Genomic DNA, 15,432 nt, shown 5'->3' on the forward strand with positions numbered 1-15,432 from the left:
CAGCCCCAGCTACTCAATACGGCAGGATCCCCGGCAACAACTGCCGGTCCAGCCGCTGCCGCCACCACTTGAGCGCCTCGCCCATGTGGTCCGGCCGCCAGGCCAGGAAGAAGGGCTCGTCCGGGCGTGGCGATTCCACTTCCAGTTCCACCAGGATGCCGGTCTCCAGTTCCGTGCGCACGCAGGCGCGGGGCACGAAACCATGGCCCAGGCCGGCAGCCTGCGCGGCGATCTTGGCGTGCATGTGCGGCACGATGATGCGGCGCTGGCCCGACAGCAGGCCGATGGTGCGGTCGTTCGACGACCGCGCGCCGTCGCCCACCACCACGGCCGTGTGCTCCAGCAGGTCGCCGCGCGTGAGCGGGCGCTGGAGCCGGGCCAGCGGGTGCGTGGCCGTCACGCAGAACACGAACTGCAGCGTGCCCACCGGCACGGCCTTGTAGCCGCCGCCGGCCGGGCCCTCGCCGGCGGCCACCACGATGTCGGCGCGGCCCTCGCGCAGGGCCTCCCAGGTGCCGGTCATCACGTCGCAGCCGATGCGCAGCCGCGTGCCGCAGTTCAGGTCTTCGAAGGCGCAGATGTCCTGGTTGAAGGCATGCGTGGGGATCAGTGAATCGTGCACCAGCCGCACCTCGGATTCGAAGCCCGTGGCGATCTGCCGCATGCGCGATTCCAGCTGCCGGGCACCGGCGAGCAGCCAGCGGCCCTCCTTGATCATTTCCTGCCCCGCGGGGGTGAGCGTCACGCGCGGGCCGTTGCGGGTGAACAGGGCAAAGCCCAGCTGCTCTTCCAGCCGGGCGATGGCGTACGAGATGGTGGACGGCACCTTGTGCAGCCGTTCGGAGGCCCCGGCGAACGAGCCGTGCCGGGCGATGGCTTCCACCAGTTCGATGGCTTCCAGGGAGAGTTTCAGCATGGTCGGGATGGCTTGAGCTGGATCATCGAAATTATCGATGATGGAGGGCCAAACCTTTCAACCTGATGCGCATCAAGGCGCCGGATACTTTCTTCACCGCAGCACTGAAAGACCAGGGAAAAACCCGGGCAATGCCCTCCGGGGCGCAGTGTGAATTCCATCGAATGAAGAAAGGACCGAAACCATGATCGACATCCGCAAAGCCCAACACCGCGGCACCGCCAACCATGGCTGGCTGCAATCCCGCCACACGTTCTCGTTCGGCCACTACCGCGATATGAACCAGCAGGGGTTCTCCGACCTGCTGGTCATCAACGACGACCGGGTGACGCCCTCCAACGGCTTCGGCACGCATGGCCACCGCGACATGGAAATCTTCTCCTATGTGCTGGAAGGCGCGCTGGAGCACAAGGATTCGATGGGCACCGGCTCGGTCATCCGCCCCGGCGACGTGCAGATGATGAGCGCGGGCACCGGCGTGCAGCACAGCGAGTTCAACCACTCGGCCGAAGAGCCCGTGCACTTCCTGCAGATCTGGATCGTCCCCAACAAGGTCGGTGTCCAGCCGCGCTACCAGCAGGTGCACTTCACCGAGGCGGACAAGCGCGGCCAGCTGCGCCAGATCATCTCGCCGGAGGGCACGAACGGATCGCTGGCCGTGCACCAGGATGCCCGCGTCTATGCCGGCCTGTTCAACGGGGACGAGTCTGCCGACCTGACCGTGGGCGCCCACCGCAACGTCTATGTGCATGTGGCCCGCGGCAGCGTCGAGGTGAACGGCGAGCGGCTGGACGAAGGCGACGGCGCCCGCATCCGCAACGCCGGCGATCTGCACTTCGCCAAGGGCGAGGACGCCGAGGTGCTGGTGTTCGACCTGCGCCCCAACGAGCTGCCCACCATGCCCCACTGAACGGGCAGGGCAGGTGCTTCCGTTCTTTCGTCCAGTCCGTCATCCACACACGTTCCAGGAGATTCCCATGCAAAACGCCAACGCGTCCGCCGCCCGTCCCGTCGCCGTCGCCCGTCCCGGCGCCCGCCTGCTCAACCCGCAGGACCACACGCTGATCATGATCGACTTCCAGTCGCAGATGGCCTTCGCCACGCACTCGATCGATCCGGTGCAGCTGCGCTCCAATGCCGCGCTGGTCGCGTCGGCCGCCGCCGGCTTCGGCGCCTCGACCATCCTGACCACGGTGGCGGAGAAGAGCTTCTCCGGCCCGATGTTCGACGAGGTGACCGCGCCGTTCCCCGGCCAGGCCCTGCTGGACCGCACGTCCATGAACACCTGGGAAGACGAGGCCGTGATCCGCCGCGTGAACGAGATCGGCAAGCCGCGCATCGTGCTGGCCGGCCTGTGGACCAGCGTGTGCATCGTGGGCCCGGCGCTGTCGGCGCTGGACCAGGGCTTCGAGGTGTTCGTGATCGCCGATGCCTGCGGCGACATCTCGGTGGAGGCCCACAACCGCGCCATGGAGCGCATGGTGCAGGCCGGCGCGCAGCCCATCACCGCGCTGCAGTACCTGCTGGAGATGCAGCGCGACTGGGCGCGCGGCGAAACGTACGACATGACGACGGGCATCGCGAAGAAGTTCGGCGGCGGCTACGGCCTGGGGATCACCTACGCCAAGACCATGTTCAACGCCCACGAAGGCTGAAGAAAAGGCGCTCTGCCATCGTCAAACCCTTGGAAGGCCTGCACACCATGACCGCATCCGCCACCACCCCCGACCTGATCCTGCGCAACGGCCGCTTCACCACGCTGGACCGCGCCAATCCCGCGGCGAGCGCCGTCGCCATCGCGCAGGGGCGCTTCACCCGGGTGGGGGGCGACCGCGAGGTGATGGCGCTGGCCGGGCCGCAGACACGGGTGATCGACCTGGGCGGACGCAGCGTGCTGCCGGGGCTGATCGACAACCACCTGCACATCATCCGCGGAGGGCTGAACTTCAACATGGAGTTGCGCTGGGACGGGGTGAAGAGCCTGGCCGATGCGATGGCGATGCTCCAGCGCCAGGTGGACGTGACGCCCGCGCCGCAGTGGGTGCGGGTGGTGGGCGGCTTCACCGAGCACCAGTTCGTGGAAAAGCGCCTGCCCACGCTGGCGGAGCTGAACGCGGTGGCACCGGACACGCCGGTGTTCATCCTGCACCTGTACGACCGCGCGCTGCTCAACGGCGCCGCGCTGCGGGCCGTGGGCTACGGCCGCGACACGCCCGCGCCGCCCGGCGGCGAGATCGTGCGCGACAGCGCGGGCAACCCCACGGGCCTGCTGCTGGCCAGGCCGAATGCGGCCATCCTGTACGCCACGCTGGCCAAGGGCCCGAAGCTGCCGCACGAATACCAAGTGAACTCCACGCGCCATTTCATGCGCGAGCTCAACCGCCTGGGCGTGACCGGCGCGATCGACGCGGGCGGCGGCATGCAGAACTACCCCGACGACTACCAGGTGATCCAGGAGCTTGCCGACGCCGGCCAGCTCACGATCCGCCTGGCCTACAACCTGTTCACGCAGAAGCCCAAGGAAGAGAAGGCCGATTTCCTGCACTGGACGGCCACCTCGCAGTACAAGCAGGGCACGGATTACTTCCGCCACAACGGCGCGGGCGAGATGCTGGTGTTCTCCGCCGCGGATTTCGAGGATTTCCGGCAGCCGCGCCCCGAACTGGCACCGGAGATGGAAGGCGAGCTGGAGGAGGTGGTGCGCATCCTGGCGCAGAACCGCTGGCCCTGGCGCATGCATGCCACCTACGACGAGACCATCGACCGCGCGCTCGATGTGTTCGAGAAGGTCAACCAGGACACGCCGCTGGCCGGCCTGAACTGGTTTTTCGACCACGCCGAGACCATCTCGGAAAAGTCCATCGACCGCATCGCGGCCCTGGGCGGCGGCGTGGCCGTGCAGCACCGCATGGCCTACCAGGGCGAGTATTTCGTGGAGCGCTACGGCGCGGCCGCGGCCGAGGCCACGCCGCCGGTCAAGCGCATGCTGGAGAAGGGCGTGAAAGTCTCCGCCGGCACCGATGCCACCCGCGTCGCGAGCTACAACCCCTGGGTGTCGCTGTCGTGGCTGGTGACCGGCAAGACGGTGGGCGGCCTGCAGATCACGCCGCAGCGCAACTGCCTGACCCGCGACCAGGCGCTGCGCATGTGGACCGAGAACGTCACCTGGTTCAGCAATGAGGTCGGCAAGAAGGGCCGCATCGAGGCGGGCCAGCTGGCGGACCTGGTCGTTCCCGACCGCGACTTCTTCGCCTGCGCCGAATCCGAGATCGCCGACACCACGGCCCTGCTCACCGTGGTGGGCGGCAAGGTGGTCTATGGCGCTGGTGATTTCGCCCGCTTCGACGAAGGCGCGCCGCCGCCGGCCATGCCCGACTGGTCGCCGGTGCGCACCTTCCGCGGCTACGGCGCATGGGGCGTGCAGGAGGGCGCGCCGCTGCAGGCGGTGATGCGCAACGCGGCGGCGAGCTGCGGCTGCGCCAGCAACTGCCACCTGCACGGCCACGCGCATGCCACGGCCTGGAGCAGCAAGCTGCCCGTGTCCGACCTGAAGGGCTTCTGGGGCGCGCTGGGCTGCGCCTGCTGGGCGGTGTGACCATGGGCCGCACTGACCACGCCGCCGCCAAGGCACCGGGCAGCTTCGCGCCGCTCGCCATTCCCGTCTTCGCAGTGCTGTGGGCCGCCACGGTGCTGGGCAATATCGGCAGCTTCATGCGCGACGTGGCCAGCGCCTGGATGGTGACGGAGCTGTCCTCCAGCCCCGCGGCGGTGGCGCTGATCCAGACGGCGGCCACGCTGCCCGTCTTCCTGCTGGCGATTCCCGCGGGCGTGCTGTCGGACATCCTGGACCGCCGCCGCTTCCTGATCGGCGTGCAGGTGCTGCTGGGCGCCGTCAGCGGCACGCTGCTGGTGCTGGCCCACGCGCAGGCGCTGACGGTGGAATGGCTGGTGGCGCTCACCTTCGTGGGCGGCATCGGAGCCGCGCTGATGGGCCCGACCTGGCAGTCCATCGTGCCCGAACTGGTGCCGCGCAGCGAGCTCAAGAGCGCCGTGGCGCTGAATTCGCTGGGCATCAACATCGCCCGCGCCATCGGCCCGGCCGCCGGCGGCCTGCTGCTGGCGAGCTTCGGCGCTGCGGCGGCCTATGGCCTCGACGTGCTGAGCTATGTGTTCGTGATCGCCGCGCTGCTGTGGTGGAAGCGCCCGCAGGCCGAGGCCTCGGCGCTGAACGAGCAATTCTTCGGCGCCTTCCGGGCCGGCGTGCGCTATGCCCGCGCCAGCCGCGAGCTGCACGTGGTGCTGCTGCGCGCGGCGGTGTTCTTCCTGTTCGCCAGTTCCGTCTGGGCGCTGCTGCCGCTGGTGGCGCGGCGCATGCTGGGCGGCTCGGCCGGCTTCTACGGCGTGATGCTGGGCGCGGTGGGGGCGGGCGCCATCCTGGGCGCGGTGCTGCTGCCGCGGCTGCGCAGGCGCCTGGACACCGACGGGCTGGTGCTGCTGGCCTCGGCCGTCACGGCGGTGGTGATGGGCGTGCTGGCGCTGGCGCCGCCGCAGTGGGCCGCCGTGGCGCTGATGCTGGTGCTGGGCCTGGGCTGGATCATTGCGCTGACCACGCTCAACGGCGTGGCCCAGGCGGTGCTGCCCAACTGGGTGCGGGGCCGCGGGCTGGCCATCTACCTGATGGTGTTCAACGGCGCCATGGCGCTGGGCAGCCTGGGCTGGGGCCTGGTGGCCGGCCAGCTGGGCCTGCCGGCCACGCTGCTGGCCGGGGCGGGCGGCCTGGTGGCCGTGTCGCTGGTCTTCCACCGCGTCAAGCTGCCCACGGGCGACGCCGATCTGCAGCCGTCCAACCACTGGCCCGAGCCGCTGCTGGCCGAACCCGTGGCGCACGACCGCGGCCCGGTGATGGTGCAGGTCGAATACCGGGTGCGGCGGCACGACCTGCCCGCCTTCCTGCAGGCCATGCAGCACGTGGCCCGCGAGCGCCGCCGCGATGGAGCCTATGCCTGGGGCGTGGCCGAGCACACGGGGGAGCCGGGACGGGTGATCGAATGGTTCCTGGTCGAGTCCTGGGCGGAGCATCTGCGGCAGCACCGGCGCGTCTCGCGTGCCGATGCCGACCAGCAGGCCGAGGCACGGCGCTTCCACATCGGACCGGACGCCCCGGTGGTGCACCACTTCCTGGCCCTGGATCCGCGCGATCCCGCAGCCTCCGTGCCGAGGGACCCGGCCCCGGGCGGCCACGGTCACGGTCACGGCCACGGCCATGCCGGCAGCGGCGGGGCGGACTGACCCGTCTTGGGCAGGGGCTGGACCTTTTCTTGCTTGGGGTGGCCCGGCCGTCCGGAGGGGCTGCGGATGTGTCGCCATTTGGTAACGACATAATCCGCCCCCCGAAAACTGGGCTTGCCGGGGCGGCGCTTCACGAATGCTTCACCCGGACGCCGGTTGAAACATGCAGAATCTGCCGCCTCCGTCACATTTCTCTCATTTTTCGTGAACAGCCCCGCCGATAGATTGCTGCTCGCCCTGTCCGGGCGCCCGATGGTGCTGGGCAGGGAAGGGGCCAGGCCGCTCCAGTTCAAGTACCGCAAGAGCGCCGCCCTGCTGGGCTATCTGGTCGGGCAGGCCCGGCGCGAGGTGCGGCGGGAACTGCTGGCGCAATGGCTGTGGCCCGATCTCGACATGCAGGCCGGGCGCGCCAACCTGCGGGTGGTGCTGGCCGACCTGCAGGCCCAGTGGCGGCAGCTGGCGCTGCCCGGGACGATCCGCGTGGAGCGCGACTGGATCATGTACCAGCCCGCTGCGGGGCTGTGTGCCGACCTGGAGATCCGCACGTCGCCGCACCTGCTCGACGCCATCGAGGGAGAGCTGCCCGCGGACTGGATCTTCGCCCTGCAGTCCGAGCCCGCCGACTGGCTGGCGGGGGCCGACGAGGGCGCGTCGGAGGAGTTCCGCGAGTGGCTCGGCGTACAGCGCCAGCGGATGGAGGCGGTCCGCAGCGACCGGGAGGTGCCCGCCCCGGCGGCGGCGGCGCTGCCCGCCGTGCCGGCCGGCAGCGGGGCCGAGGGATGCGCCGATGTGGCCGCGATCACGCTGCTGCGCGTGCAACTGGCGGACGTGGATGCCAGCGACCGCCATCCCAGCACGCCCGAAATGGACGCCCTGGTCGATGCCCTGAAGGCGGAGGTGCAGCGCTTCGACGGCGTGGTGCTGGCGACCGACGATGCCGGCTGCACGCTGGGCTTCGGCGTGGACAGCCGCCACACCGGGCAGCGCTGGCAGGCGCTGCGCTGCGCGGCCGCATTGGCGGCCATGATGCCCCCCGGCCGCGCTTTGAGCGCGGGCGCCACCCATGGCTGGGTGCTGCTGGATCGCGCGCCGCAGTGGCACGCCGTGGGCTGGCGCATGCGACTGGCCGAGCGGCTGGCCCAGCGGGCCGAGCCGGGCGAAATCGTCTGCGACGAGAGCATGGCCGACATGGCGCCCAGCTTCGGGTGCCGGCCCCTGGGCACCCAGCGCTTTCGCGGCATGGGCCGTGAATTCACGCTTTTCGGCTGCCGGCTGGACCAGCGGGAAGCGCGGCTGCCACCCGGGGGTGATTTCGCCGGCAGCAGCTTTTTCGGGCGGCAGGCGCTCGTCGCCTCGCTGCTGCAGACCCTCCGGGCCCCTGCAGGCGCCGGTCCGCTGGCGGTCTGCCTGAGCGGCGAGCCGGGCGTCGGCAAGACGCGCACCGCGTGGGAGTGCGCCCGGTGCTGGCTGGAGCAGGGCGGCGTGGTGTGGATGGCGGCCCTGCCGGAAGGCGCCGGCACGCCGTGGCGCGCCCTGCACGACCTGCTGGCCGGCATGCTCGCGGGCCGTGACGATGCGGGCGGCGTGGATCTTCCGCCACCGGCACGGCAGGCGCTGATGGCCTTCCTGGAAACGCGCAACGTGGGCCGGCGGCAGCGCGCCGACCTGGCCGACGGGCTGGGCCGGCTGCTGCTGGGCCATGGCGAGGGGCCGGCGCTGGTGGTGGTGGACGACGCGCAATGGCTCGATCACGCCACGGCCGAATTTTTGCTGCCGCTGGCGCAGCAGCAGCCGCAACTGCGCTGGCTGCTGAACCGCCGTGCGGATACGCCCCAGCCGCTGCCCATCCCGGGCCTGCAGGAGATCGCGCTCGCCCCCCTGGACGACGACGCCGCGCGCGAGGTGCTGCGCAGCCTGCCGGACGGCCCGGGCCTCACGCCCGACGCCCTGCGCGGCCGCATCGCCAGCGCGCGCGGACTGCCGCTGTACCTGCTGGCAGGGTCGATCCACCCGGACGGTGCCAGCCATTTCAACGAGTTCTGCCACGCCCTGCTCAACCGGCTGGGCCCGCTGCGCGAGGGCATGGAGGTGGCGGCCGTGCTGGGCATGCTGTTCTCGCGCGACGACCTGGCGCACCTGTGCGGCGAGGCCCCGGCGGCCGACGCCTTGGAAGGCGGCATCCGCGCGGGGCTTGTCGTTGCGCGGGGGCTGGGCCATGCGGCCTTCTTCCATGCGCGGCTGCGCGAATACGTGCTGTCGGCCATGCGGCCCGAACAGTTGCAGCGCCATGCCCGCCGTGCGGCCGGCCGCGCGGCGCAGCAGGGCCAGCATGCCCGCGCGGCAGGGCTGCTGGAGCAGGCCGGCGACCCCGCGGCCGCTGCCGAAGCCTGGTACCGCGCGGCGCGGCAGGCCGTGGCCGAGGACGACATGGCCGCCGCCTGCGACAGCTGCGCCCGCCTGGCGGCACTGGGGTACTTTCCCGGGCCGGCCGGCATCGAGGCGCGCATACTGCACGGGCGCTGCCTGATCGCGCGCCACGGCTACGGCTCGGACCAGGCGCATGCGGTGGTGCAGGAGCTCGGCCGCATTCCGCTGCCCCCCTCGCTCGATCCGGAGCTGATGTTCGACATGCAGATGCTGGCCTATCTCGGGTCCAGCTCGCAGGGCTATGTCCATGGGCTGGACCATGCGCACCGGCTGCAGGCGATGGCCCGCAGCCCCGCGCAGCATTTCGCCGCCGCCTGGGCGATGGGCAACACGCTGTTCTGGCTGGGGCGCTTCGAGGAGGCGCGCGGCTGGTTCGAGGCCAACCGGCGCATGGGCCGGGCGCTGGAGCTGCGCGAGCGCATGGCGCACCTCATGTCCGACCTGGCCGTGTTCTCGGGCGCCCAGTTGGCCTGGCTGCTGTGGTTCGTCGGCGAGGACGCCCTGTCGCGCGAGACCATCGAGCAGGCCCGGGCGGAGGCGCTGCAGTCGGCCACGCGGCAGGACCTGTGCATCGTCCAGTGCTTCCATGCCCTGGTGGCCTGGTGCCGCCGGGACCCGCCGGCCATGCTGGCGACGGCCGAGGTCGCCTGGACGGTGGCCGAGCTCGAGGGCCTGCAATTCTGGTACGGGCTGGCCGGCATGCTGATCGTGCTGGCGCGGGCCCACGCCGGTCTGCCGGTGGATCTCGCGGCGGTGACCTCCGGTACGACGGCCCTGCAGGTCGGCTACCGGGCCGCAGCCACCACGGAGGCCTGGTTCGGCATCTCCGTGCTCTGCGCGACCGGCAACCCGTCCGGCGCGCTGGCCCTGGCCGAGCAGGCGCTGGCCGCCGCGCACCTGAGCGAACACCAGTATTGCTGCATGGACATCTGGCGGCTCAAGGCCCAGGCCCTGTCGGAGCTGGGCCGGCCGGAAGAGGCCGTGGCAGCGGGCCGGCAGGCGGCGGCGCTGGCCCGGCAGGCAGGAGCGCACGGGTGGCTCGCGCAATGGGGCGGCACGCTGCCCTCACCAAGCCGGCCCTGACCCGTACTTGTCGCCTGGCGATGCAAGGCCAGGCAATTGCAAGGGATTACGGCAAAACGCGGCTGTGGCCTACAAATAACACTTTGAAACCGTTCTAACGGTCTGCTAACGGTGCCCTCCTAGCATGCGACCCGTCCCGGCTTTTCGGGATGCCGATCCATCCCGACCAGAGGGTACGCATGTCTGCACACCATATTTCCCGCCGCGCCGGCCGTGCCGCCCGTGCGGGCCTTCCCCATCGCCTCCAGCAGGGTTTCACCCTGGTGGAAATGGCCATCGTCCTGGCCGTCATCGGCCTGATCATCGGCGCCATCGCCATCGGCAAGGACGTCCAGCGCAACGCCGAATACACCAAGATCAAGAACAAGTTCATCGACCAGTGGGAGCAGGCTTACAACGCCTACTACCAGCGCACGGGCGTGGTGCCGGGCGATTCGCAGACCGCGCCGCGGCTGATGGTCAATGGGGCCAATTACGCCGGTGCCGCGGGCGTGCTGTCCGGTGGCGACATGACCGGAGCCACGGAACCGGGCGCCATCTGCCACGGCGCGGCCGGTCCCAACATGGTGCGCGGCATGCAGGGCGCCGGTGCTGCCGCAGGTGCCGCGAATGCCTTCGACCTGCGCCTGCTGATGAACCAGGCCGGCGTGCGCATGCCGCCCGGCCGGGCAGAAGGGTCCGAAGACCGCTACGTGTATCTCGACACGAACGGCAACCCGCAGGAAATCCAGGTCTGCTTCCAGTGGAACAAGCCCGGCAGTCCCGAGAACTCGGGCAACGTGATGGTGATCACCGGCCTCACGCCCGACCTGGCCCGCATGCTGGACCAGATGATCGACGGCAAGCCGGACGCCCAGGAGGGGCGCTTCCGCCAGCAGGGCATCGCCAACGGCACGGCCAACACCGCCGGCGTGGAATGGGGCGCCAACAACACCTACCAGGATGGTGCGACGGGTGCGGCGGCGACCACCGCCGGCCGTACGCAGGACGAAGACCAGGTGATCCGCATGGTCGCCATCTACAAGATGAACCAGTGATGCGCGCCATCGCCCGAGGAACCGCCATGCGCCCCTACCGCTCCCCGCTCGCCCGCCGCATCCAGCGCGGCTTCACGCTGGTCGAAATGGCCATCGTGCTGGCCGTCATCGGCCTGATCATCGGTGCCATCGCCATCGCCAAGGATGTGCAGCGCAACGCCGAATACCAGAAGATCGCCAACAAGTTCGCCTACCAGTGGAAGGCGGCCTACGACCAGTACTACCAGCGCAACGGCGGGGTGATAGGCGACTGCCAGCAGGCGCCGACCTACATGGTCAACGGCTCGGAAACCTCCTTCGGCGGTGCGGCCGCCGTGTGCAACCGCGCGGGCGGCGCCGCCAAGGCCGGTATTCCCGAGAACTTCACCAATACCGGCCTGAAGGTCTGCAATGGCCAGGGCTATGCCAAGGACCAGGTGGGCGCGGGCGATGCCGGCCTCGCCACGCAGAACCTGCGCGACCTGTTCAGCCGCATCGGCGTGCGCATGCCTCCCGGCCGCGGCGAGGGGCAGGAAGACCGCTACCTGTACCAGGACAGCAACGGCAATGCGGTCGAGCTGCAGGTCTGCTTCCAATGGAATCCGCCGGGTACCACCAGCGGCGCCGGCAACGTGATGGTGCTGCGCGGGCTCACGCCCGACCTGGCCCGCTTCCTGGACCAGGTGATCGACGGCAAGCCGGATTCGCGCGAAGGCCGCTTCCGCATCCAGGGCCGCACGGCGCACGCCGCTGCGGGCGACGCCAACGCGCCGGGCACGGCCTGGGAGGCCAACAACACGATCGCCAGCAGCATCCAGGCCACCGATACCGCCACGGGCCCGGCCAACGCCGGCGCCGCCACCACGACGGGTCGCCAGTACGACGAAGACCGCGTGGTGCTGTTGACGGCCCACTGGATCATGGAAGAGTGACCGTGCCGTCGTCCAAGCGCGCGGCCCGCCTGGCCGCCCTGGCATGCGCCACGGTGCTGCTGGCCGTGGGCGTCTGGGTGGCCCGCGACGGGCTCCAGCAGCTGGCCTTCGAGCGCCGCGAGGCCGCGACGGCGGCCGCGCGCGTGGGCGCGCTGCGCAACGCCATGCCGGAGGTGCTCAAGCGCGAGGAGGATGTCCGCCTGGCCGGCCAGGCCCGGCAGGCTGCCAGCCAGCTGGGATTCGACCCGGCGGGCTGGGCGGAGCGGCGCATCAACCGCAGCGCCACGCCGGTCTCGCGGACCGAAGCCGCCGAACTGCTGCGCCAGATGGGCGCGGGCGGCGGCGAGCGCTTCTTCGCGGCCGATAGCTTCGAGCTGGCGGTGCTGTCGCGCGACGCCGGCCTTTTCACCCCGCCTGCCGCGGACGACAAGGGCTTCGTGCTCGCGGTCAACGGCACGCTGTATTTCCCACTGGCGCCCAAGCCATGAGCACCGACAACATTCTCCTGGTGACCCGCGACGGCTGGCGGCAGCTGTCCGGCGGCGCGATGTCCGACGTGGCGCCCTGGCCGGTACTCGACGCGCCCGCCATCGTGGTGACGGACTTCGAGGAAGCCCCGATGGGCAGCTACCGCTTCGACGGCGGCAAGCCGGCCTATGCCGCGGCCCTGATCGAGAAGCGCGCCCGCGCGGAGGGACTGACCGACGGCGCGGCGCACGTGGTCGTGCACCGCGTGGTGTCGGTGCGCGGCGGGCTGCAGACCTTCCATACGGTGGTGCCGCTGGAGTTCTGGCAGCGCATGCTGCAGTGGTCCGCGCAGCAGCACGACCATTGCATCGTGCTGCCGCTGGGCGCGCTGCTGGCGGCCGGCGTGGGGCCGGGCCGTGCGCTCATGCTCCGGTCCGGGCGCACGCTGCATTTCTTCGGCGAATCGAAGGCCGGGCTGCACTACCAGAGTACGAATGCGATGGGGCGGGGCGCGGACGACCTGCAGGCTGCCGTGCGCGTGCTCTCGGGCCAGACCCGGGCCGGCATCGCCAACGGGATCACGCACCCGGTGGAGTGGGGCAGCCTGTGGGCAGCCACGGCCGGTGAAGACGCGCAGACGGCGCAGCAGTGGACCGCGCTGTCGGACATCCCGGCCGAGCCGCTGCCGGCCGCCGCGACAGGCGTGGGCGCCTCGGTGCTGCCGGCGCTGGTCGGCCGCGCCGGCGCGCGCGCCGCGATCAATCCGCCGGTGGCGCGCATGGCCTGGTGGAGCGAACGGCTCGTCGCGGGCGTGGCCACGCTGACCGGCGTGCTGGCCGTGGGCCTCGCGGGCCTGGGCATGGTGGTGCAGGGCGAGGCGCAGGCCACGCGGGCGAACGCGGCCGAGACCCGCCGCGAAGCCGCCACGCTGGAGGCGCGCATCGCCGCGGTCAACAAGGCGGAGGCCCCTCAGGATTTCACGCCAATCGCGGACATGGCCCGCAAGCTGGGCGACGGCGCGCGCTACGACCCCGTGGCCATGCTGGCGCTGCTGCGCGACTCGGCGGCCCCGGGCACCCGCATCCTGCGCGTGCGCTTCGACAACGGCAGCAGCGGGAGCGCGGCACCGGGCTTCCAGGTCGATGGCGTGGCGGATTCCGGCGGCGTGGGGGCCATCGGCCGCCTGCTGACCAGCCTGCGCGCCGCCGGCTGGACCGCGCAGCCCGTGAATGCGCTGGACGCTGCACCGGGCGCGTTCTCGTACCGCCTCACCGCGGCCCCCGGGCCGCGCGGCTGAAGAAGAAACGGCAATACCCGATGAAATATGCAGCGCTCCTGCTCAACGCCCTGGCGTTGATGCTTCTGGGCTGGGGGCTTTTCGCCCTGTACGGCCTGCTGACGCCGCGCGCGCCGGTGGCCCGCGTCCCGATGGTGGAGCTCGGCTCCCCGCCGCCCCGGGCGGCGACGGACCGCAGGCAGGTGGCCGCCACGCTGGACGCCATCGCGCAGATCAACCAGCGCATGCACACGCTGGCACCGGTCTCGGACCGGCCGCTGGTGGCGGTGCCCGCGCTGGGAACCCCTGGCGCGGAAGGCCCCACGATGCCGCAACGTTCCGTCACGATGCTGATGCGGCAGGGCGACGGCTATGTGGCCATGGTCGATGACCGGCTGGTGCGCCAGGGCGACCGCCTCGACGGCGGCGGCCGGGTGCTGAAGATCGACCGCAGCCAGGTGGTGGTGCGCGAGGCCAGCGGCCGCCAGACGCTGACGATTCCCGTGGACCGGCTGCGCGTGGGCACGCTGCGCTCGGCCGCCGCACCCGACACCACGGCGGCACGCCGCCAGTTCAATGCGCCGGCCCGCGCGGGAGAGGCGCCATGAACCGCGGCGTCGTCGCCGGCCTGGCCGCGGGCGTGGCGCTGCTCGCGGTCGCCGCCGTGCTGCTGGTGCGCAACGACCCCGCTGCCGTGCAGGCACCGCAGGCCGCCGCGCCCGCGACCGCCGCGCCCCCGGCGCAGCCTGGCGCCGGAGCCGCACCGGCGGCCGTGCCGCCCGGTGCCTCCGTGCCTTCCACGGCGGCCGATGCCGCCGGCCGTGCGCCGGCCGATCCGTCCGCGGCGCCGTGGCTGGGCTCCGCCGGCGCACGGGCTTCCGCGCCCGGCGGCGCGCCGTCCGTCGCGGCCGGCCGCGCGGGGGCGCCGTCGCTGGACGACATCCAGAAGCGGCTCCAGGCGATGCTGGCCCAACCGCAGCCGGACGTGCGCGAAGTCGATGCGGTGCTGGCCGACCTGCAGCGGAACCAGGGCAGCACCGTGGTATCCGGCGTCGACCTGCAGGCGGTGCGCGACAACCTCGCGCGCAGCGAACGCATCCGGCAAATAGCGGTGGAGATGCAGGCCCTGGCGGCGAAGCCGGGGCCGGACGTGCCCGCGCAGCTGCAGTCCCGCATGGCGGAGATCCAGCGCCTGCAGGCCGGCATGACCGGCAATGTGGCGGCACCCACGGGAGCGGGCCGGTGAGCCGGTTGTCCGGCCGTGGGCGTGCGGCGCGGCAGCGCGGCTTCTCGCTGGTCGAACTGGCCATCGTCCTGCTCGCCATGGGCGTGCTGGGATGGGCCGTGGCCGGCAGCTACGGCAATGCGGCCACCGTGCGCGACCGCGACCGTGCCGTGCAGACGGCCGAGACACTGCGCGAGGCGCTGCGCGCGTTTGCGCTGCGCAACGGCCGGCTGCCATGCCCGGATTCCGCGGGCACGGGCTGGGAGGGCGACGCCTCTGGCGCCTGCGCCAGCGGCGTGGAGGCCGGCTGGCTGCCCTACCGTTCCCTCGGCCTGGACGTGCCGCAGGCCGCGCTGCGTGCGGCCTATGGCGTCTATCGCAACCAGGCCGCTACCGGGGGCGATGCGGACCTGGCCGTGGCCACCGAGCGCACGGGCGACGCGCCCGGCACGCCCGGCTACCGCAATGCCCGCGACCTGGTCGCGGGGCTGGTGATCGCCGGCCGTCAGACCGTGGCGACCTCCCATGCCCGGCTGACCGGGGACGACGCCGGCGAAGGCGCCGTCGATTGCCGCGACAACGCCCGCTCGCATCCGGCCTTCTTCATCGTCGTGCCGCTCGAAGACCGCGACAACGACGGCAACCGCTTCGATGTGCCCCATGCCGCCGGAATCCCTTGCGCCTACAGCCCCGGCACCGCGCTGCGCAGCGACCGCGACGACGTGGTCGCCGCCGAATCCCTGGCGGCGCTGGCCGGCTGGATCGGTGCGCGCGCCCCTTAGAAAAGATATGGAACCCGA

At 71.5% G+C, this 15,432-nt stretch carries 13 protein-coding genes; 12 read left to right on the forward strand and 1 reads right to left on the reverse strand.

Translation table 11 applies throughout. The annotated features are described in order from the left end of the window. Window positions 1-13: 13 nt before the first annotated feature. Window positions 14-916, reverse strand: coding sequence for a LysR family transcriptional regulator (locus ACGHC0_RS03480; RefSeq protein WP_415267443.1), 903 nt, complete (start codon window positions 914-916; stop codon window positions 14-16). A gap of 184 nt (window positions 917-1,100) precedes the next feature. On the opposite strand from ACGHC0_RS03480, the gene ACGHC0_RS03485 reads away from it, so the two are divergent. From ACGHC0_RS03485 to ACGHC0_RS03540, 12 genes are all read left to right on the forward strand, one after another. Further along, entirely contained in the window at window positions 1,101-1,826 is a 726-nt protein-coding gene (locus ACGHC0_RS03485; RefSeq protein ID WP_415267444.1) for a pirin family protein, read from the forward strand. A 67-nt stretch (window positions 1,827-1,893) separates the two neighbouring features. After that, a complete protein-coding gene (locus ACGHC0_RS03490) occupies window positions 1,894-2,571 on the forward strand; it encodes an isochorismatase family protein (RefSeq protein ID WP_415267445.1) in 678 nt (225 codons plus the stop codon). 47 nt (window positions 2,572-2,618) lie between these two features. Then, window positions 2,619-4,511: an amidohydrolase gene (locus tag ACGHC0_RS03495; protein ID WP_368353997.1), complete on the forward strand. Its 1,893-nt coding sequence runs from the start codon at window positions 2,619-2,621 to the stop codon at window positions 4,509-4,511. Between the two features lie 2 nt (window positions 4,512-4,513). After that, a complete protein-coding gene (locus ACGHC0_RS03500) occupies window positions 4,514-6,205 on the forward strand; it encodes an MFS transporter (protein ID WP_368353998.1) in 1,692 nt (563 codons plus the stop codon). A 204-nt stretch (window positions 6,206-6,409) separates the two neighbouring features. Then, window positions 6,410-9,715, forward strand: a complete 3,306-nt coding sequence (locus ACGHC0_RS03505) for an AAA family ATPase (protein ID WP_368353999.1) — start codon at window positions 6,410-6,412, stop codon at window positions 9,713-9,715. A gap of 269 nt (window positions 9,716-9,984) precedes the next feature. Next, a complete protein-coding gene (locus tag ACGHC0_RS03510; RefSeq protein WP_368355575.1) occupies window positions 9,985-10,752 on the forward strand; it encodes a prepilin-type cleavage/methylation domain-containing protein in 768 nt (255 codons plus the stop codon). Between the two features lie 26 nt (window positions 10,753-10,778). Then, window positions 10,779-11,663: a prepilin-type N-terminal cleavage/methylation domain-containing protein gene (locus ACGHC0_RS03515; protein ID WP_368354000.1), complete on the forward strand. Its 885-nt coding sequence runs from the start codon at window positions 10,779-10,781 to the stop codon at window positions 11,661-11,663. A gap of 2 nt (window positions 11,664-11,665) precedes the next feature. Next, window positions 11,666-12,151, forward strand: coding sequence for a hypothetical protein (locus ACGHC0_RS03520; protein WP_368354001.1), 486 nt, complete (start codon window positions 11,666-11,668; stop codon window positions 12,149-12,151). Further along, window positions 12,148-13,428: a hypothetical protein gene (locus tag ACGHC0_RS03525; protein WP_415267446.1), complete on the forward strand. Its 1,281-nt coding sequence runs from the start codon at window positions 12,148-12,150 to the stop codon at window positions 13,426-13,428. Before ACGHC0_RS03520 ends, ACGHC0_RS03525 begins: the two co-directional genes overlap by 4 nt. Window positions 13,429-13,448: 20 nt before the next feature. After that, window positions 13,449-14,015 carry a hypothetical protein gene (locus ACGHC0_RS03530; protein ID WP_368354003.1) on the forward strand — a complete coding sequence of 189 codons (567 nt, stop codon included), beginning with the start codon at window positions 13,449-13,451 and terminating at the stop codon, window positions 14,013-14,015. Beyond that, window positions 14,012-14,653: a hypothetical protein gene (locus tag ACGHC0_RS03535; protein WP_368354004.1), complete on the forward strand. Its 642-nt coding sequence runs from the start codon at window positions 14,012-14,014 to the stop codon at window positions 14,651-14,653. Before ACGHC0_RS03530 ends, ACGHC0_RS03535 begins: the two co-directional genes overlap by 4 nt. After that, complete coding sequence (locus ACGHC0_RS03540; RefSeq protein ID WP_368354005.1) at window positions 14,650-15,414, forward strand: type II secretion system protein; 765 nt, start codon at window positions 14,650-14,652, stop codon at window positions 15,412-15,414. Before ACGHC0_RS03535 ends, ACGHC0_RS03540 begins: the two co-directional genes overlap by 4 nt. Window positions 15,415-15,432: the final 18 nt, after the last annotated feature.

Origin of the sequence: Acidovorax sacchari, assembly GCF_042847045.1 — a bacterium.
GTDB lineage: Bacteria > Pseudomonadota > Gammaproteobacteria > Burkholderiales > Burkholderiaceae_C > Paracidovorax > Paracidovorax sacchari.